Source organism: Kitasatospora sp. NPDC114501 (assembly GCF_055633695.1).
This window is the reverse complement of sequence record NZ_JBVKDS010000023.1, coordinates 57,972-75,415: the sequence shown is the minus strand read 5'-3', so window position 1 is coordinate 75,415 and position 17,444 is coordinate 57,972. Positions and strand designations below refer to the sequence as shown.

Annotated in this window: 17 protein-coding genes and 4 tRNA genes; 9 read left to right on the top strand and 12 right to left on the bottom strand. The window is 73.0% G+C overall.

Annotated features, from left to right (window positions below):
• Positions 1-168 precede the first annotated feature (168 nt).
• A complete protein-coding gene (locus tag ACZ7RU_RS34045; protein ID WP_387759032.1) occupies positions 169-429 on the bottom strand; it encodes a DUF3073 domain-containing protein in 261 nt (86 codons plus the stop codon).
• 383 nt (positions 430-812) lie between these two features.
• Entirely contained in the window at positions 813-1,970 is a 1,158-nt protein-coding gene (locus ACZ7RU_RS34040; RefSeq protein WP_470344848.1) for a Glu/Leu/Phe/Val dehydrogenase dimerization domain-containing protein, read from the bottom strand.
• 123 nt (positions 1,971-2,093) lie between these two features.
• Here ACZ7RU_RS34040 and ACZ7RU_RS34035 point away from each other — a divergent pair, with 123 nt between their 5' ends.
• Together ACZ7RU_RS34035 and bldC are read left to right on the top strand one after the other, a co-directional pair.
• On the top strand, positions 2,094-3,080 hold the full coding sequence (locus tag ACZ7RU_RS34035; RefSeq protein WP_470344847.1) for a DUF8083 family protein: 987 nt from the start codon (positions 2,094-2,096) through the stop codon (positions 3,078-3,080).
• Between the two features lie 487 nt (positions 3,081-3,567).
• On the top strand, positions 3,568-3,774 hold the full coding sequence (bldC, locus tag ACZ7RU_RS34030) for a developmental transcriptional regulator BldC (protein WP_014137253.1): 207 nt from the start codon (positions 3,568-3,570) through the stop codon (positions 3,772-3,774).
• A gap of 357 nt (positions 3,775-4,131) precedes the next feature.
• Here the strand turns inward: bldC and ACZ7RU_RS34025 are convergent.
• A tRNA-Asp gene (locus ACZ7RU_RS34025) sits at positions 4,132-4,205 on the bottom strand.
• A 144-nt stretch (positions 4,206-4,349) separates the two neighbouring features.
• Positions 4,350-8,330: an ATP-dependent RNA helicase HrpA gene (hrpA, locus tag ACZ7RU_RS34020; protein WP_470344846.1), complete on the bottom strand. Its 3,981-nt coding sequence runs from the start codon at positions 8,328-8,330 to the stop codon at positions 4,350-4,352.
• Between the two features lie 141 nt (positions 8,331-8,471).
• On the opposite strand from hrpA, the gene ACZ7RU_RS34015 reads away from it, so the two are divergent.
• Both ACZ7RU_RS34015 and ACZ7RU_RS34010 read left to right on the top strand, forming a co-directional pair.
• The gene (locus ACZ7RU_RS34015) at positions 8,472-8,990 is read left to right on the top strand and encodes a SigE family RNA polymerase sigma factor (RefSeq protein WP_470344845.1); all 519 of its coding nucleotides are present in this window, start codon (positions 8,472-8,474) and stop codon (positions 8,988-8,990) included.
• Positions 8,987-9,856, top strand: a complete 870-nt coding sequence (locus ACZ7RU_RS34010) for a hypothetical protein (protein ID WP_470344844.1) — start codon at positions 8,987-8,989, stop codon at positions 9,854-9,856. Before ACZ7RU_RS34015 ends, ACZ7RU_RS34010 begins: the two co-directional genes overlap by 4 nt.
• Positions 9,857-9,928: 72 nt before the next feature.
• On the opposite strand, the gene ACZ7RU_RS34005 is transcribed toward ACZ7RU_RS34010, so the two are convergent.
• A complete protein-coding gene (locus ACZ7RU_RS34005) occupies positions 9,929-10,885 on the bottom strand; it encodes a LysR family transcriptional regulator (protein ID WP_470344843.1) in 957 nt (318 codons plus the stop codon).
• Between the two features lie 257 nt (positions 10,886-11,142).
• Here ACZ7RU_RS34005 and ACZ7RU_RS34000 point away from each other — a divergent pair, with 257 nt between their 5' ends.
• Both ACZ7RU_RS34000 and ACZ7RU_RS33995 read left to right on the top strand, forming a co-directional pair.
• Positions 11,143-12,063, top strand: a complete 921-nt coding sequence (locus tag ACZ7RU_RS34000) for a zinc-binding dehydrogenase (protein ID WP_470344842.1) — start codon at positions 11,143-11,145, stop codon at positions 12,061-12,063.
• 99 nt (positions 12,064-12,162) lie between these two features.
• Positions 12,163-13,221, top strand: a complete 1,059-nt coding sequence (locus ACZ7RU_RS33995) for an alpha/beta hydrolase family protein (protein ID WP_470344841.1) — start codon at positions 12,163-12,165, stop codon at positions 13,219-13,221.
• A 13-nt stretch (positions 13,222-13,234) separates the two neighbouring features.
• On the opposite strand, the gene ACZ7RU_RS33990 is transcribed toward ACZ7RU_RS33995, so the two are convergent.
• From ACZ7RU_RS33990 to ACZ7RU_RS33960, 7 genes are all read right to left on the bottom strand, one after another.
• Positions 13,235-13,720, bottom strand: coding sequence for a DUF3995 domain-containing protein (locus ACZ7RU_RS33990; protein WP_470344840.1), 486 nt, complete (start codon positions 13,718-13,720; stop codon positions 13,235-13,237).
• A 110-nt stretch (positions 13,721-13,830) separates the two neighbouring features.
• On the bottom strand, positions 13,831-14,016 hold the full coding sequence (locus ACZ7RU_RS33985) for a hypothetical protein (RefSeq protein ID WP_470344839.1): 186 nt from the start codon (positions 14,014-14,016) through the stop codon (positions 13,831-13,833).
• 224 nt (positions 14,017-14,240) lie between these two features.
• Positions 14,241-14,786 (bottom strand): Uma2 family endonuclease, encoded by a 546-nt coding sequence (locus ACZ7RU_RS33980; RefSeq protein ID WP_470344838.1) that lies wholly within the window; start codon positions 14,784-14,786, stop codon positions 14,241-14,243.
• 223 nt (positions 14,787-15,009) lie between these two features.
• A tRNA-Phe gene (locus tag ACZ7RU_RS33975) sits at positions 15,010-15,083 on the bottom strand.
• Between the two features lie 27 nt (positions 15,084-15,110).
• Positions 15,111-15,184: transfer RNA gene (locus ACZ7RU_RS33970), tRNA-Asp, on the bottom strand.
• Between the two features lie 63 nt (positions 15,185-15,247).
• Positions 15,248-15,320, bottom strand: a tRNA-Glu gene (locus ACZ7RU_RS33965).
• 124 nt (positions 15,321-15,444) lie between these two features.
• Positions 15,445-15,786: a metallopeptidase family protein gene (locus ACZ7RU_RS33960; protein ID WP_387759050.1), complete on the bottom strand. Its 342-nt coding sequence runs from the start codon at positions 15,784-15,786 to the stop codon at positions 15,445-15,447.
• Between the two features lie 70 nt (positions 15,787-15,856).
• Between ACZ7RU_RS33960 and crcB (ACZ7RU_RS33955) the strand changes: the two genes are divergently transcribed.
• From crcB (ACZ7RU_RS33955) to crcB (ACZ7RU_RS33945), 3 genes are read left to right on the top strand one after another with little or no spacing between them, the layout of a single operon-like run.
• Positions 15,857-16,366 carry a fluoride efflux transporter CrcB gene (crcB, locus tag ACZ7RU_RS33955; RefSeq protein ID WP_470344837.1) on the top strand — a complete coding sequence of 170 codons (510 nt, stop codon included), beginning with the start codon at positions 15,857-15,859 and terminating at the stop codon, positions 16,364-16,366.
• Positions 16,363-16,749, top strand: coding sequence for a DUF190 domain-containing protein (locus tag ACZ7RU_RS33950; protein WP_470344836.1), 387 nt, complete (start codon positions 16,363-16,365; stop codon positions 16,747-16,749). The genes crcB (ACZ7RU_RS33955) and ACZ7RU_RS33950 overlap by 4 nt, the downstream gene beginning before the upstream one ends.
• A complete protein-coding gene (crcB, locus tag ACZ7RU_RS33945) occupies positions 16,746-17,120 on the top strand; it encodes a fluoride efflux transporter CrcB (protein ID WP_470344835.1) in 375 nt (124 codons plus the stop codon). Before ACZ7RU_RS33950 ends, crcB (ACZ7RU_RS33945) begins: the two co-directional genes overlap by 4 nt.
• Positions 17,121-17,444: the final 324 nt, after the last annotated feature.

Sequence of the window (17,444 nt, the reverse complement as noted above, 5' to 3'; positions counted from 1 at the left end):
GGAACTCCGGAGGGGCCCTTCCGCATGCCTGGAGGCCCCGAAGGCCGGTGCGGCGCAACGCCGTACGGGCCGGACTGCGGGCCGCCGCTACGAGGGGCCGCCGTGCGAGGGGACGCCGAAGACCGGCCCGGCGCCCTGGGCGCCGGGCCGGTCGGCGGGACTGCTGTGCTACGAGCGGCGGCGGGAGGCCTGCGACGTCCCGGTGCCCGGCTCGTTGTCGTCCTCGTCGTCGAGGTCGGCGTACCGGGCTGCGTACTCCGCGTACGGGTCGTCGTCGTCCTCCTCCTCGATCGGCTCGGGGTCGATCGAAGCGGTGGACGGCGATACGCCCAGCTCGTTGGACAGACGGTTAGCGTCGAACCCGCCGCTGTTGTACTTCAGCTCGCGGGCGACCTTCGTCTGCTTGGCCTTGGCCCGGCCGCGCCCCATGGGTCGACCCCCTCAACGATGGGGCTCACGGCCCCGAGTCTGACACGTGTTCATGATCAGGAGCGGCCTGCCCGAATGGGAGGACCGTCCCTTGGAGCATTAACGGTACCTGTTTCCGCCGCTGGACGGTACGTCGTCAGTGTGACGTGGCGCGTACCGACTGCACCCGAGACCAGGTCTTCCCAGGTCAGGGGAGGTTTTGCGGCGGTTTGCACGCTGTCCGGAGGTGGTTCGGGTCCGTCGTTCCAGGACCGATTATCCCCCCAAGGGGGGCTTTGGATCACCCGATCGGGCGCAGAAGTGAGAATCCGGTTCCACATCGTGATGCGCGAGGGGCCGTGGGGACGGCCCCCCGCGCGTCGCGGGGTCGGGTACCGGCCCGATCAGGAGCGGCGGGCGCCGGGCAGCAGCACCGTGCGCAGGGCGCTGATCTCGCGCATCCGCTTCTCGGCCAGGCGGTCCGCGGCGACCGCCGGCGGGACGCCGTCGGCGGTCGCCCGGGTGAAGATCTCCAGGGTGGTGTCGAAGATCTTCGTGGCCTTGTTCTTGGCCCGCTCGAAGTTGAAGCCCTCGATCTCGTCGGCGACCTGGATGACGCCGCCGGAGTTCACCAGGTAGTCCGGCGCGTAGAGGATGCCGCGGTCGGCCAGGTCCTTCTCGACGCCGGCGTGGGCCAGCTGGTTGTTGGCCGCGCCGCAGACGATCGAGGTGCCGAACTGGCCCAGCGCGGCGACCACGGAGTCGGTCAGCGCGCCGCCGAGGGCGCAGGGGGCGTAGACGTCCAGCTCGGCCTGGAGCAGGGCGGTGGTGTCGGCCACCACCTCCACCTCGGGGTGGGCCGCGCGGACGCGGTTGACCGCGGCCTCGAAGGGGTCGGTGACGACGACGGTGGCGCCGTCCGCGACCAGGTGGCCGACCAGGTAGTGGCCGACCTTGCCGACACCGGCGACGCCGACCCGCTTGCCGCGCAGGGTCGGCTGGCCCCAGCGGGCCTGGGCGGTGGCGCGCATGCCCTGGAAGACGCCGAAGGCGGTCAGGATGGACGAGTCGCCGGCGCCGCCGTGCTCGGGCGAGCGGCCGGTCACGAACTCGGTCTCGCGGGCGACGACGTCCATGTCCTGGACGTAGGTGCCCACGTCGCAGGCGGTGATGTAGCGGCCGCGCAGGGACTCGACGAAGCGGCCGTAGGCCCGGAGCATCGCCTCGTTCTTGTCCTTGTTCGGGTCGCCGATGATGACGGCCTTGCCGCCGCCGAGGTCCAGTCCGGCCAGCGCGTTCTTGTAGGACATTCCGCGGGACAGGTTCAGCGCGTCCTCCAGCGCCGCCTCCTCGGAGGCGTACGGGAAGAAGCGGGTGCCGCCGAGGGCCGGGCCCAGGGCGGTCGAGTGGATGGCGATGATCGCCTTCAGACCCGAGCTGCGGTCGTGGCAGAGGACGACCTGCTCGTGACCGTCGCCGGGGGCGCCGTCCTGTTCGGTACGGAAGATCCTGCTGAGCACGCCGGGTGCGGGGTGCGTGGCGGGGGTCTGTACGTCGGTCACTGTGGTGACTCCAGTAATGAAGGCCCGCTGCTGTGGTGCGGGCGCCTAAGGCGAAGCGTAGCCGCGTGCGCGCCGCCGATCGGCCGTCTTGTCCGACCTGGGGCCGGTCGTCCGAGGAGTGAGATGGAACGGGGCGCGGGGTACGGGCGCGAACCGTTCCGGGGCGCGCTCTCCCGGGGCCGCGCGACCCGTGCGACCATGCAGAACGTGACCGTCGTGCGTACGTCCGTACAGCCGCCCTACGCCGCCCACCTGCGGGTCTACGAGCCGCTGGCCGCCTACCCGGAGCCCGAGCGGGCGCACTGGCAGGCCTACGCGGCGGAGCACGGGCCGGACGCCGCGGAGCCGGGCCGGGCGGTGGCGGCGGCGGTGCTGGAGGAGCAGCGGGAGGCGCTCGCCGGACTGGCCGCCCGCACCCCCCGGGCGCTGCCCGAGCGGGAGAGCGGGCGGGCGTACCTGCGGGTGGTGGACGGCGTACTGTACGTCTGCCCGTGGGCGACCAGGCTGCGCAGCTGGCAGGCGCTGGAGGAGCTGCGGGCCGGGCTGCCGGTGGCGCTGCTGGACACCGCGCTGCCGCCGGTGACCCGGGCGGCCGCCGAGGCGGACCGGGAGCGCTGGCGGGCCGAGCACCCGGACGCCCGGCCGTGGATCGTGACCAGCCGGTGGGAGGTGCCGGTGCGCTGGTTCCTGCCGTTCGGGGACGAGGACCGCTGCTTCGTACCGGGCGGGGAGCCGCGGGAGGAGGGGGAGGAACAACGGGACCGGCCGGCGGCGCTGTTCTACCTGGTGCCGATGGCGCAGGCGCGCCGGCGGGTGGCGCGGGCCTTCCGGGCGCTGCGCGAGGCGGTGCCGGAAGGGGAGCTGGTGCGGGGGGCGGAGCGGGTCGGGCGCTGGCTGGAGGAGTTCCATCCGCGCTCGCTGGTGGAACTGGACTACGGGGGCCTGGTGCATCTGCTGGGCCCGGAGCGGTTGTTGGCGGACCGTTCGGCGGGGGAGCTGGAGGAGGGGTTGCGCGCGCTGCGGGCGGGGGACACCGCCGAGGCGCTGCGGGTGTACGGGGAGCTGACGCTGCGGTGGCGCCGGGTGCTGGCGCTGCGGCACGCGAACTGACGTCCGACCCCGCGTGTATGACTGTAAGAGTCCTAAGGACCGCGCGTCCGATGACCAAGGTCCTGGTTCGGGTCAATAGCTGTCGAACGTGACACTACTCACCGTTGACGCGAACTTACCCCTATGTGCAAAAATGGGACAACCAGCCCAACTTCACGTGAGCGTGCCCACTTTTGGGTGGTTCTGGAGTCGATGCGTGCTTTGCGGGGAAACGGAGGGTCTGGTCCCCTCGTAACCGGATGTCATGGCTTTGTGACTGTCCGTTATGGGGTGGTCCATCGCCATCCGTCGGCCTTGAACCCGTGAGGGGTCAATTTTGGCGGTTTGGTCGATAGGGCTGGACGGATGGTGTAGTTGTAGACACCAGGACAAGCCGTTCGTCCTATAACCGACTCGGCCCGTCTATGCCATTTCGGGCATCGCGGGCCAAGGTGCAGAATTTGAAGGATAGAACCGCCCTGGTTCGGTTCTCCCGAGGAGGCCGCTCATGACCGCTCGTACCCCTGATGCTGAGCCGCTGCTGACGCCGGCAGAGGTTGCCACCATGTTCCGCGTGGACCCGAAGACGGTCACCCGCTGGGCCAAGGCAGGCAAGCTGACGTCGATCCGCACGCTCGGAGGTCACCGCCGTTACCGTGAGGCGGAGGTGCGCGCTCTGCTGGCCGGGATTCCCGCCCAGCGCACTGAGGCCTGATAGGCCAAAGGCTCTTTAAAGGGGCCGCTTACCGGACTCCGCCGGGTCCGGTAAGCGGCCCCTTTGTCGTGCCCGCCCGAGGGTGTTCCGGGCCGGCCGAGTGGTCGGAATGTTGAACTCCGGATAACGATTTGATGCGCGTGGGGTGGGGGGGATTTACAGTGAATAGCTGTACAATTTTACATATTAAATTAGCGGGGTTCCGGAGGGGGTTTCACGGTGCCGGTTCCGGAGGGGGGTGCGTGACGCCCGTCACACGATCTGTCACTTGTGGTCCAGACCTGGCCGGGCTAAAGGGCCGAACGGTCAAAAGCGAGAGGCCCGGAACCTGACGGTTCCGGGCCTCTCGCGCTGCGGCGATCCCGACGGGACTTGAACCCGCGACCTCCACCTTGACAGGGTGGCGAGCTAACCAACTGCTCCACGGGACCAGGGTTTCCTGATCTCGTTCACTCGCTTGCCGCGCTGCGAACAAGACAGACTGTAGCCCATGGTGGGCCCCCAGGTCGAACTGACTCCTGAAGGCCCACCCGCAGCTCACGGCGCCGCCCGGGCCGGTCACGGCCGCACCCGGGTCAGAGCGTCGCCCGCGCCGCCTCCATCGCCTTCATGATCCGCTTCTCCGACACCGGGCTCGGCGTGCCCAGCGACTGGGCGAAGAAGCTGACCCGCAGCTCCTCGATCATCCAGCGGATCGCCCGCACCTCCGCGGACGGCTGCCGCCCGGCCGGCACCGCCGCCAGCAGCTCCCCGTACGCCTGCTGCACCTGCTGCACCTTCAGCAGCTGCTGGGCGTCCCGCTGCGGGTGGTTGGGCAGCGCCTCCAGGCGGCGGTCCACCGCCAGCAGGTAGCGCTTGAGGTCCGGCAGCCGCTGCCAGCCGGTGGCCGTCACGAAGCCCGGGTGCACCAGCGAGGCCAGGTGCAGCCGGACGTCGTTCACCGCGTTCAGCAGCACCGGGCTGCTCACCGACTTCAGCCGGGTCGACGCCTTGTGGAAGGCGATCAGCGCGGTGGCCGTCTTCAGCGTGGTGTCCGCGGACAGGTCGTACAGGTCCGCGCGCACCTTGTCGTGCAGCTTGCCGAAGGCCGCCTCGTCCCAGGCCGGGCCGCCGTTCAGGGCCATCAGCCGGTCCGTCGCGGCCGACACGACGTCCTCGAACAGGGCGCCGATCGAGCCGTGCGGGCTGTGCGAGAGCGCCAGCTTCGCCTGGTTGCCCAGCCGGCCCTGGATCGACTTGGCCGGGGACGTGGTGGTCAGCATCAGCAGCCGCCGGGTGCCCTCCCACATCGCCTGGGCCTGCGCCTCCGGGGTGTCGAACAGCCGGACGCCGACCGACTGGCCCTCGTCCACCAGGGCCGGGTAGGCGCGCATCGAGTGGCCGCGCGAGCGCTGCTCGAAGGTGCGCTGGAGCACCGGCAGCGAGGCCGGCCAGGCGGTCAGCCCGGTCTGCTCGATGCCCTGGCCGGAGGCGGCCGAGGAGAGCGTCTCGTTGAGCTTGGGCTTGAGCTTCAGCCGCAGCTCCTCCAGGTCCTTGGACTCGGCGAGCCGGCGGCGCCCGTCCACCACCCGGAAGGTCACCTTGAGGTGCTCGGGGACCCGCTCGTCGTCCCAGGCCTCCGGGGGCACGGTGACCGCCGTCAGGCGCTTCAGGGCGTGCTCCAGGGCCGGGAGCAGGGGCTCCTGGCGGTCCTTCACCGCGCGCAGCGCCGCCTTGGCGAAGTCCGGCGCCGGGACGAAGTTGCGCCGGATCGCCTTCGGCAGCGACTTGATGTACGCGGTGACCAGCTCCTCCCGCAGACCGGGGATCTGCCAGTCGAAGCCCTCCGAGGTGACCTGGTTGAGCACCGGCAGCGGGATGTGCACGGTCACGCCGTCCGCGTCGCTGCCCGGCTCGAACTGGTAGGTCAGCTTGAAGCGGAGCTTGCCCTGCTGCCAGTGGTCCGGGTAGTCGGCCTCGGTGACGCCGTCCGCGGCGTCGTTGATCAGCATCGACTTCTCGAAGTTCAGCAGGTCCGGCTGGTCGTGCCGGGCCTTCTTCCACCAGGAGTCGAAGTGCCGGGTGGAGACGACGTCGTCGGGCAGCCGGGCGTCGTAGAACTCGAACAGGGTCTGGTCGTCCACCAGGATGTCCCGGCGACGGGCCCGGTTCTCCAGCTCCTCGACCTCGCCGAGCAGCCTGCGGTTCTCCGCGAAGAACCGGTGGTGGGTCTCCCAGTCGCCCTCGACCAGGGCGTTGCGGATGAACAGCTCGCGACAGAGCTCCGGGTCGATCCGGCCGTAGTTGACCTTGCGCTGGGCGACGACCGGCATCCCGTAGAGGGTCACCTTCTCGTACGCCATGACGGCGCCGGCCTTCTTCTCCCAGTGCGGCTCGCTGTAGCTGCGCTTGATCAGGTGGCCGGCCAGCGGCTCGACCCACTCCGGCTCGATCTTGGCGTTGATCCGGGCCCAGAGCCGGGAGGTCTCCACCAGCTCGGCCGACATCACCCAGCGCGGCGGCTTCTTGAACAGGCCGGAGCCGGGGAAGACCGCGAAGCGGGCGCCGCGCGCGCCGCCGTACTCGCGCTTCTCCACGTCGAACAGGCCGATGTGGGAGAGCAGACCGGCCAGCAGGGACTGGTGGATCCGGTCGGCGTCCGGCTCGGCGTCGGGGTGCGGCTCCTCGATCGTCACGCCCAACTGCTTGGCGACGGTGCGCAGCTGGGTGTAGATGTCCTGCCACTCCCGTATCCGCAGGTAGTTGAGGAACTCCGCCTTGCACATCCGGCGGAAGGCCGAGGAGGAGAGCTCCTTCTGCTGCTCGCGGACGTAGCGCCACATCGCCAGGTAGGAGAGGAAGTCGGAGGTCTCCGAGTTGAACCGGCGGTGCCGGTCGTCGGCGGCCTGGCGCTTCTCGGCCGGGCGCTCGCGCGGGTCCTGGATGGAGAGCGCGGCGGCGATCACCATGACGTCGCGGACGCAGCCGTTGCGGTCCGCCTCCAGCACCATGCGGGCCATCCGCGGGTCCACCGGGAGCTGGGCGAGCTTGCGGCCCAGCTGGGTCAGGCGCTTGCGCGGGTCCTTCTCGTCCGGGTCGAGCGCGCCCAGCTCGTGCAGCAGGTGGACGCCGTCCTTGATGTTGCGCGAGTCCGGCGGGTCCAGGAACGGGAAGGCGGCGATGTCGCCGAGGCCGGCCGCGGTCATCTGGAGGATCACCGAGGCCAGGTTGGTGCGCAGGATCTCGGCGTCGGTGAACTCGGGGCGGGAGAGGAAGTCCTCCTCCGAGTAGAGCCGGATGCAGATGCCGTCCGACGTGCGGCCGCAGCGGCCCTTGCGCTGGTTGGCGCTGGCCTGGCTGATCGCCTCGATCGGCAGCCGCTGCACCTTGGTGCGGTGGCTGTAGCGGGAGATCCGGGCGGTGCCCGGGTCGATCACGTACTTGATGCCGGGGACGGTCAGCGAGGTCTCGGCCACGTTGGTGGCCAGCACGATCCGGCGGCTGCGGGAGCGCTGGAAGACCCTGTGCTGCTCGGCCGAGCTGAGCCGGGCGTACAGCGGCAGGACCTCGGTGTTCTTCAGTTTCAGCCGGCCGAGGGCGTCCGCGGTGTCGCGGATCTCGCGCTCGCCGGAGAGGAAGACCAGGATGTCGCCCGGGCCCTCGGCCTGGAGCTCCTCGGCGGCGTCGCAGATCGCCTGGACCTGGTCCCGGTCGCGGTCGGCCTCGTCGGCCTCGTCGGCGCCGTCCTCGACGATCGGCCGGTACCGGACCTCCACGGGGTAGGTGCGGCCGGAGACCTCGACGATCGGGGCGTCGCCGAAGTGCCGGGCGAAGCGCTCCGGGTCGATGGTCGCGGAGGTGATCACGACCTTGAGGTCCGGGCGGCGGGGGAGCAGCTGCTTGACGTAGCCGAGGATGAAGTCGATGTTGAGGCTGCGTTCGTGCGCCTCGTCGATGATCAGGGTGTCGTACTGGTGCAGGTCGCGGTCGGTCTGGATCTCCGCGAGCAGGATGCCGTCCGTCATCAGCTTGACCAGGGTGTCCTGGCCGACCTGGTCGGTGAACCGGACCTTCCAGCCGACCGCCTCGCCGAGCGGGCTGTCCAGCTCCTCCGCGACCCGCTCGGCCACCGTGCGGGCGGCGATCCGGCGCGGCTGGGTGTGGCCGACCAGACCGCGCACGCCGCGGCCGAGCTCCAGGCAGATCTTCGGGATCTGGGTGGTCTTGCCGGAGCCGGTCTCACCCGCGACGATCACCACCTGGTGGTCCCGGATCGCCGCCAGGATCTCGTCCTTCTTCTGGCTGACCGGCAGCTCGGCGGGATAGCTGATCGCCGGGACCGCGCCGCGGCGCCGCTCGACCAGCAGCTCGGCGCGGGCGATGTCGGCGGCGATCTCGTCGGCGATCTTCTGCCGGGCCTCCGGCTTGCGGACCCGACGGGCCCCCTCCAGCCGGCGACCGATCCGCACCTGGTCGCGCAGGGTCAGCTCGGGCAGACGGGCGGCCAGCTCCCCGATCCCGGGCCCCTCGGCGGGTACGGTGGCGGACTGGACTGCGGGAGAACTCACTGCGGGCATCCCTCTAGGTTCGCAAGGAGGCACGGCGGAGCGCACCTCGGTTTTCGAGCCCCTCCAGTGTCACAGCCGTCGGCGGCGAATCGCGAACGACGGGCAACGGTCCGCGGCCGTCCTGGGCTCCGGGGGTGTGAGGAGGTGCTCATGGGAGCCCACAAGACCGCCCGGGACGAGGAGTTCCGGACGTTCGTCGGCGGTGCGTGGTCACGGCTGTTCAGGACGGCGTACCTGCTCGCGGGGGACCGGCACGGTGCCGAGGACCTGGTCCAGCAGGCGCTGGAACGGGCGTACGCGGCCTGGAACCGGGTGCGCGCGGCGGACGACCCGTACGCCTACGTGCGCCGGATCGTGATCAACGAGCACGCCAGGAAGTTCCGCCGGCGGCTGGTCGAGTACCCGGTCACCGCGTTCCCGGACCGCCCCGCGCCGGACGGCGCCGACCCGGACGACCGGGCCGTGCTGCTCGCCGCGCTCGGCGACCTGCCGCCGCGCCAGCGCCAGGCCGTGGTGCTGCGGTACTGGGAGGACCTCAGCGAGACCCAGACCGCGGCGGCGATGGGCTGCTCGGTCGGGACGGTGAAGAGCCAGGCGGCCAGAGGCCTGGCCAAGCTCCGGGGCGCCTCCTCACTCATCGGACTGACGAGCATCGGAGGGACAAGATGAGCAACGAGTTCCGGTTCGGGGAGGCGGTGGACGGCGACGAGCCGGCCACCGTACGGGCCCTGGGCGAACTGGCCGGGAGCGTCGACGCCGGAGCGGCCCCGTACGACCGGCTGGTCGCCGGGGGCCGGCGGCGGCTGCGGCGCCGGCGGCTGCTGACCGCCGCGGTGGCGGCCGCGCTGGTCGCGGGCGTCGCCGGCGGGACGGCGGTGCTCGGCGAACGCGGCCGTACCGCCGACCCGACCGTGGTGGTGGCGGCCGCCGGCCCGTCCACCGCACCGAGCGCGACCGCTGCCGCCCGGGACCCGTTCAACCCCGTGCGGGTCAAGGTCGCCGAGGGCACGGCGAACGGCCACGCCTGGCAGGCCTGGGCCGCGCTGTGGCCGACCACCCCCGACAAGGGGGACTACGCCCGGCAGGCCCGGCTGATCCAGGCGGAGCGCCACCAGGCCGACCCGAAGGTGAAGCCGGTCAGCCAGAAGGACATCGACGACAACTGGGACACGCGCCTCGACTGGGTGAACTACTACTACACCGTGGACGGCAAGCGGCAGAAGGACGACTCCCTGCACGCGGCCTCCGCCCCGGGCGGGTTCCCGGCCGCCGTCGGCGGGGCGTCGCTCGGCGTCCACGACGAGTCGGGCGTCCCGCCGGTGGTGATCCAGGGGGTCGAGGCCGCGGTCGCGAAGGTCGTGATCGCCTGGAAGAGCGGTGGCACCACCGAGGCGGTGCCGGTCGCGGTCGGGGACTCCCCGTTCCGCTACTTCTCCGTCATCGCGAAGCCGGGCACGGACCCGGGGACCGTCACCTACTACGCGGCCGACGGGTCGGTGGTGCGCAGCTTCGACCAGTGGCTACGGACCTCCTGAGCCGGAGGCCTTCGGGGGCGGCGGGGCCGTCGGGGGTGGCAGGACCGTCGGGGCGGGGGGCCGGGGCGGCCGTCACGGGTTGAGCGCGGCCTGGTCGGCGTCCGGGAGCCAGTCGCGGGCCGGGTCGTACTCCAGCCAGCGGTTGCGGGCCGCCTCGGTGGTGAACGCCCTCAGCAGGTCGTCGAGCCGGGGGTGCGGGTCGGTGTCCGGGCCGGTGCGCCAGAGGAGCGACCAGGCGTAGAGCGGGGTCGGGTCCACCAGCGGGACGGTGCGGACGCCCGGGCGGGCGGGGAGCGGGCCGTCGGCGGGGACGAGGGAGAAGCAGTCCGGGTCGGCGCGGACCTGGTCCACGAAGTGCTCCAGGCCCAGGTTGGTCGAGCCGACCCGGCGGGAGATCCCGAACCGGGCGGCGAAGCGGGTGAGGAAGTCCAGCCGGTCCACCGCCGCCGGGTAGCGCAGCACACCGCCCCGCAGGTCGTCCGGGCGCAGGACGTCCCGGCCGGCCAGCGGATGGTCGGTGCTCAGCAGCGCGTCCACCGGCTCGAGCCGGACCAGTCGGTGCGTCAACTCGCCGTCTCCCGAGGAGAGTCGGTGCACCCGTCCGAAGCCGGCGTCCGACTCCCCGCGCAGCACGGCCGCCGCGACGGACGGCAGGTCCCGGCCGGGCGCCGGCTCCACCTGCAACCCCGGCGCGGCGTCCACCGCCTGCGCGAGCGTACGCATCGGGGCGTACAGGTGCCCCCACACGTCGATCCGCAGCGGTCGCGCGGCGCACCCCACGGCGGCCACCGCCCGCTCCCCCTGCGCCAGCACCCGCCGGGCCGGCTCCAGGAACCGCCGCCCGGCCCCGGTCAGCCCCACCCCGCGCGCGTCCCGCTCCAGCAGCCGCACCCCCAGCACCGCCTCCAGCCGGGCCACCCGCTTCGACAGCCCCTGCTGGCTGATCCCCAACCGCCCGGCCGCCCGCCCGAAGTGCGACTCCTCGGCGGCGACGACGAACGCCCGCACCTGCGCCAGATCCAGATCCACCCGGGCACCCTAGCCGGGGGCCTCCGGTGGGGCGCCGCCCCGCCGGAGCCGTGCCCGGGCTGCGACTCCTCGCCGCTTCGCGCCGCGGCGCCGTGCCCGCCGGCACGTCCGCCCTCGCCGGGCTGCCGTACCGCTCCCCGCGTCACCCCGCACCCCCCCCGCAGCACAACCCTTGGTTGTCGTCGGCCCCCACCGGTTGTTGGACCGGCCGGTGCGGCGCGGGGTGAGGTGTGGGGGTGGCCGACGAAGGAGCGGGGATGAAGGCGCTGGTGGCGACGGGGCGGACGGTGGAGCCGGTGCGGTTCGCGGAGGTGGAGCAGCCGCGGCCGGGGCCGGGGGAGGCGCTGGTGAAGGTGGAGGCGTTCTCGGTGAACCGGGGCGAGACCTTCCAGCTGGAGGCGCCCCGGGCCGGATGGCGGCCGGGCAAGGACGTGGCCGGGCTGGTGGTGCAGGCTGCCGCCGACGGGTCGGGGCCGGCGGCGTGCCGCCGGGTGGTGGGGCACCCGCCGGCCGGGGGATGGGCCGAGTACGTGTGCGTCCCGACGTCCTCCCTCGCCGAACTGCCCGACGGCCTGGACGCCGTCCGGGCCGCCGCGCTGCCGCTGGCCGGCCTCACCGCGCTGCGGCTGCTCCGGGCCGCGGGCCCGCTGGCCGGGCGGCGGGTGCTGCTGACCGGGGCCTCCGGGGGCGTCGGGCACTACGTCACCGAACTGGCCGCCGCGGCCGGGGCCGAGCTGACCGCCGTCACCGCCTCCCCGGAGCGCGGCCGGCGGCTGGTCGAGCTGGGGGCGGCCGAGGTGGTCCACGAGCCGGGCGCGGCCCGCGGGCCGTACGACCTGGTGCTGGAGTCCACCGGCGGCGCCGCGCTGCCGGTCGCGCTGGCCCGGCTGGCCCGGCGCGGCACCCTGATCTGGTTCGGCCAGGCCTCCCGGACGCCCGTCACGCTCGACTTCTTCGACTTCTTCAAGGGCCCGGAGTCGGCGGTCGTCCGGCACTTCCACTACGCGGACTCGGACGTCTCCGACGGCGCCGACCTGGCCACCTTGGTGCGCCTCACCCGGGAGGGCCGGCTGACCCCGGAGCTCGGCCGGGTCGCGCCCTGGGCGGAGACCGCCGCCGTGCTCACCGACCTGCGCGAGCGCCGGATCCGTGGCAAGGCCGTGCTGACCCTCGCCTGACACCGGCTGCGAACAACCCGATGACCCGACGACCCGACGACCCGACGACCCGACGACCCAATGTCCCGATGTCCCGCTGTCCCGAAGGGAACCCCCGCCGTGCCCGACCTCTCCTTCCTCGACACCCCCGGTCTGCTGACCGCCTTCGTCGAGGAGAACCGCCCGCGCGCCCACGGCGCCGGTCTGGACCCGTACGAGTACGCCCGGGTGACCGCCCCGCTGACCTCGCCGCGCGACTGGCCGGCCGCCTGCCGGGCCGCGGGCCGCCGGTACGCCGCGACGGCGGAGCGGGCCGCCGCCGAGGGCCGTGCCGTCACCGCCGGTGAGGCGTACCGGAGCGCCGCCCGCTGGTACCACTTCGCCGGGCTGCTCCCGCACCCGGACCGGGCCGCCGCGGCCGAGGCCGCGACCGAGGCCGACGAGGCGATGCGGCGGGCGCTGGCGCTGCTCGACCCGGGAGCGGAGCGGGTCGAGGGCGAGGGCTTCGCGGGCTGGCTGCGCCGCCCGGCGGCCGACGGGGGAGCGGCCCCGGTGGTCGTGGTGGTGCCGGGGATGGACTCGGGCAAGGAGGAGTTCCACGCGGTGGCCGAGGCGCTGCTCGCCCGGGGCGTCGCGGTGCTCGCCGTCGACGGGCCCGGACAGGGCGTGCTGGCCGCCTTCGGCGCGCCGGAGCCGGAGTACCACCGGGTGGTCGGCCGTGCCCTCGACGCGCTGGCCGGCCGCCCGGGGCTGGACCTCGCCCGGGCCGCCGTGATCGGCCTCAGCCTGGGCGGCTACTACGCGGCCGAGTCCGCCGCCCGCGAGCCGCGGCTGTGCGCCGCCGCCGTGGTCAGCGGCCCGTACCGGCTGGACTGGGACGGCCTGGTCCCGTTCGTCACCGCGACCCTGGCCCAGCGCTGCGGCGGGTACGCGGCGGCCCGCGCCTTCGCCGACCGGGTCGACCTGACCGCCCTCGCGCCGGGGATCACCGTCCCGCTGCTGGTGGTCGAGGGCGGCGAGGACCGCATCCCGGGCGTCACCCCCGCCACCGCCCTGGCCGAGCGCGTCCCGGACGCCGAACTGCTGCTCGTGCCGCACGGCAACCACCTGCTCGGCACCGCCGTGCCGGACTGGCTCCCCGCCACCGCCGACTGGCTCACGGAGAAGCTGACCGGCTGACCGGCCGACCGGCTCACCGCGCGACTGCCCGGCCGAGCGCCCGGTGGCCGAGCGAGGCGACCGCGAACAGCAGGCCGCCGACCAGGAAGAACGGCTCGTAGCCGAAGGTCGCGAACCGGGCCATCGCGTCCGACTCGGCACCCGAGCGACCGCCGCCGGCCAGCGCGATCCAGTCCGGCACGGAGGGCGCCGCGTGCAGCAACAGCAGCGCGGTGGTGCCCCACAGCGCGAAGCCCAGGAGCCGGGCCGGCACCCGCGCACCCCACCGCCGCAGCGGCGCCGGCGCCACCGCCGCAGCCACCGCGCACAGCGGGATCGCGATCACGTCGATCACCAGCAGCGGCGTGCTGCTCCAGACCGACCGCCCTTCCGGCAGCCCCAGCCGCCCGTCCGCCAGCCAGTACGAGTGCACCAGCGCGAAGGTCACCGCCCACCCCGCCGCCGCGTACCCCGCGCCCAGCGCCACCCGGTTCCAGCCCGTGTCCCGTGTCGTCCCCATACCGCCCACGGTCCCGCGCCGCTCCACCCCGCCGGATCGTCCCACGGGCGGAACCCCCTCCCCCTCCAGCGGGAACCGGTGGCGGCGGCGTCTCGCCGTACGCGACGTCCTCACGCCGGTGGTACCCGGGGGGCGTCCGGCCTGCTGAAGAGGGTGACGGTCTTCTCCCGGGCGTCGATCAGGAGGTGCAGCGGGATGGCCGTCAGCGGATGGTCGCGCAGCTTCCCGACCCAGTCGTTCTCGGGGTCGGAGGGCGAGACCGGCTCGACCGCGATCGCGGCCAGCTCGGCGGGCACGACGAGGCCCCCGTAGCGAATTCGCTACGGGGGCTTCCCGGTTGTGGCCAGGGCCGGGGATCGAACCGGCGACCTTCCGCTTTTCAGGCCAAGCCGGGGCGTCGGGATGCCCCGGCTTGAACGCTTCTGCTGTCCAGGGACGGCCATTGTCGAGCGCCACCGTTCGAGCCGGTTGGCGTCAGTGCTGGCGTCAACCGGTGGTGGGCAGTGCGAGCAGGCGTGGGTCAGTACGGCAGTAGGTCGCTCGTGATCAGGTCGAAGCCGAACGGCTCGGGGATGTGCAGCGTCTCACCGAACTCGATGTCCTCGCGGCGGTGGTACTTCGTACCGTCGGGCCGGCTGAACAGGGTGACGGTCTTCTGCCTGGCGTCGACCAGCAGGTACAGCGGGATGCCCATCAACGGGTAGTCGCGGACCTTCCCCACCCAGTCGTTCTCCGGGTTCGAGGGGGAGACGAGCTCGACGGCGACAGCGGCGAACTCGGACGGGACCTGGTTGTCGGACGTCTCCAGCACCTCGCTCGGAAGGTACGTCAGGTCCGGGTTACGGCTCTTGCCGACGTTGGGTGACACCAGGTCGGTGTTCTCGCTCGGCAGCAGATCGACCGGGGCGTACCTGTCGAACTGGCGGCGGACCAGCAGCAGGTTTCGCTGGTGGATCCCCGAGGGGCTGACCATCATGACGATGGTGTCGCCCGAGATTTCCACCTTGAACCCGTCGGGCAGGCTCCGTCGGGCTTCTTGGAGGAGTGCGAAGTGCTCCGGGTTCATGAGGGGTGTCTCCTGGAATGTGCCGGGCAACACCCTCAGAGTAGTCCGGCGCCTGGGCCGACAGCGCTCGTGCGCGGTGCTTGCCGCGGCACCCGTTCTCCGGCCCCTCACGGGACCTCGATCGCTCCGGCGGCCGACCGTCCGCTGTGCGGTTGGCGTCAACCGGCACGAAAATGCCCCCGAAGCGAGCTGCTTCGAGGGCATCGTGCCTGGTCAGGCTATGTGGCCAGGGCCGGGGTCGAACCGGCGACCTTCCGCTTTTCAGGCGGACGCTCGTACCAACTGAGCTACCTGGCCGTACTGCACCGCCTCTTGCGAGACGAGCGATCCCGACGGGACTTGAACCCGCGACCTCCACCTTGACAGGGTGGCGAGCTAACCAACTGCTCCACGGGACCTAGAAGTGGCGAACCACTCAGGGTCTTGCGGTCTTGCGTACTGCACTTTACTACGGTACTGCGTGCCCCCAACGGGATTCGAACCCGTGCTACCGCCTTGAAAGGGCGGCGTCCTGGGCCACTAGACGATGAGGGCTTGTGGCCTGTCCCGCTGTTTCCCAGCGTTCGGGGACGTCGAGAAGCATATGGGATGCGGGGCGGATCGCCAAAACGGGTTCCGGCCGGGTGGGGGTGGGGCGGGTCGGAGCGGGGTCCGGGGGTCAGGACCAGCCGAGCTCGTCGAGCTCGTGGTCGTCGAAGCCGAAGTGGTGGGCGACCTCGTGGATGACCGTGGTGCGGACCTCCTCGACCACCTGCTCGCGGGTGTCGCAGTGGCGCAGGGTGGGGCCGCGGTAGATCAGGATGCGGTCGGGCAGGACGCCCGCGTACCACTCGCCGCGCTCGGTGAGCGGGGTGCCCTCGTAGAGGCCGAGGAGTTCGGGGTCGCTCGGATCGGGTTCGTCCTCGACGAAGATCGCGACGTTGTCCATCATGGCCGCGAGCTGCGGGGGGATCTGGTCGAGGGCGTCGGCGACCAGCGTCTCGAACTCTTCCCGGGTCATCTCCACCGGATCATTGTCCGGTGTCGGATGACGGTGTGCCAGGTGGCGGAGGCCGGTGTTTGATGGGGCTATGACGACCTCGGAGGACGCGGTGGACGGCACCGCGGCGGGCGGTGCGGCCCGGACACCGCCGCCGCCGGTCGCGGCGCCGGCCCGGAGCCGGCCGCCGGTGCTGCGCGGGCAGGGGCCCGCGGTGGCGGTGGTCGCGGCGGGCGGGGCGATCGGGGCGACCGCGCGGTACGCGGCCGGGCTCGGCTGGCAGACCGGGCCGACGGCCTTCCCGTGGACGACGCTGCTGGTCAACGTGGTCGGCTGTGCGGTGATCGGGGTGTTCCTGGTGGTGCTCACCGAGGGGCGCCAGGCGCATCCGCTGGTGCGGCCGTTCTTCGGCACCGGCGTGCTGGGCGGGTTCACCACCTTCTCGACGTACGCGGTGGACGTCCGCCGCCTGCTGGAGGGCGGCCGGCCCGGACCGGCCGTGGCGTACCTCGGGCTGACGCTGCTGGGCGCGCTGCTCGCGGTGTGGGCGGCGGCCGGGCTGACCCGGCGTCTGATCCACCGGGCCGGGGGTGCGCGGTGAGCCGGCTGGGCGGGCCGGCGCTGCGGCTGACCGTGCTGATCGGGGAGGGCGACCGGTGGCACCACCGGCCGCTGTACAGCGAGATCGTGCACCGGGCCCGGGCGGCCGGGCTGGCCGGGGCGAGCGTGTTCCGGGGGATCGAGGGGTTCGGGGCCTCGTCGCTGGTGCACACCACGCGGCTGCTGTCGCTGAGCGAGGACCTGCCGGTGGCGGTGGTGATCGTGGACGAGGAGGAGCGGGTGCGGGCGTTCCTGCCGCAGCTGGACGGGATGGTGGCGGGGGGCCTGGTGCTGCTGGACCGCTGCGAGGTCGTGACCTACGCGGGCCGGGAGCAGGAGCACGGGCAGGGGCAGGGGCCGGGCCGGGGGGAGACGGCGGAGTGAACTGGCTGCTGGTGGCGGCGGGCGCGGTGGTCGGCGCGCCGCTGCGGTACCTGACCGACCGGGCGGTGCAGTCCCGGCACGACTCGGTGTTCCCGTGGGGCACCTTCACGGTGAACGTGGTCGGCTGCCTGGTCCTCGGACTGGTGACCGGTGCGGTGGCGGCGGGAGCGGCCTCCTCGAAGGTCCAGCTGCTGCTGGGGACGGGGCTCTGCGGGGCGCTGACCACCTACTCGACCTTCTCGTACGAGACCCTGCGGCTGGCCGAGACCGGCGCCGGGCGGTACGCGCTGGCCAACGCGGCCGGCAGCGTGCTGGCCGGGCTGGCCGCGGTGTACGCGGGCGCGGAGCTCGCCGCGGCGCTCTGGGGCTGAGCGGGCGCCAGCGCGCCCTCCCCCGCCCCCGCCGCCGCCCCCGCCGGGCGAGCTTGGGCGCTGCCCGTGTCCCGCCGGGCCGGGCGCGCGTTGGGCACCGAAAGCGGCCGCGCGCGAGTGGGCGGCCCGGGTGGGGCGGTAGAGAGGGACCTCAGTGGCTTCGGTACGGGCGGCACGGACGGTGCGGGCGGTACGGGCGGTGCGGGTGCGGCTGGCCGCGGCCCGTACGGCTCCGGGGCGGGCGGCGGCGGTCCCGCCCTCGCGCGCGGTACGGGCGGCGGCGCTGCTGACGGTGGCCGGGCTCGGGCTGACCGGGTGCATGTC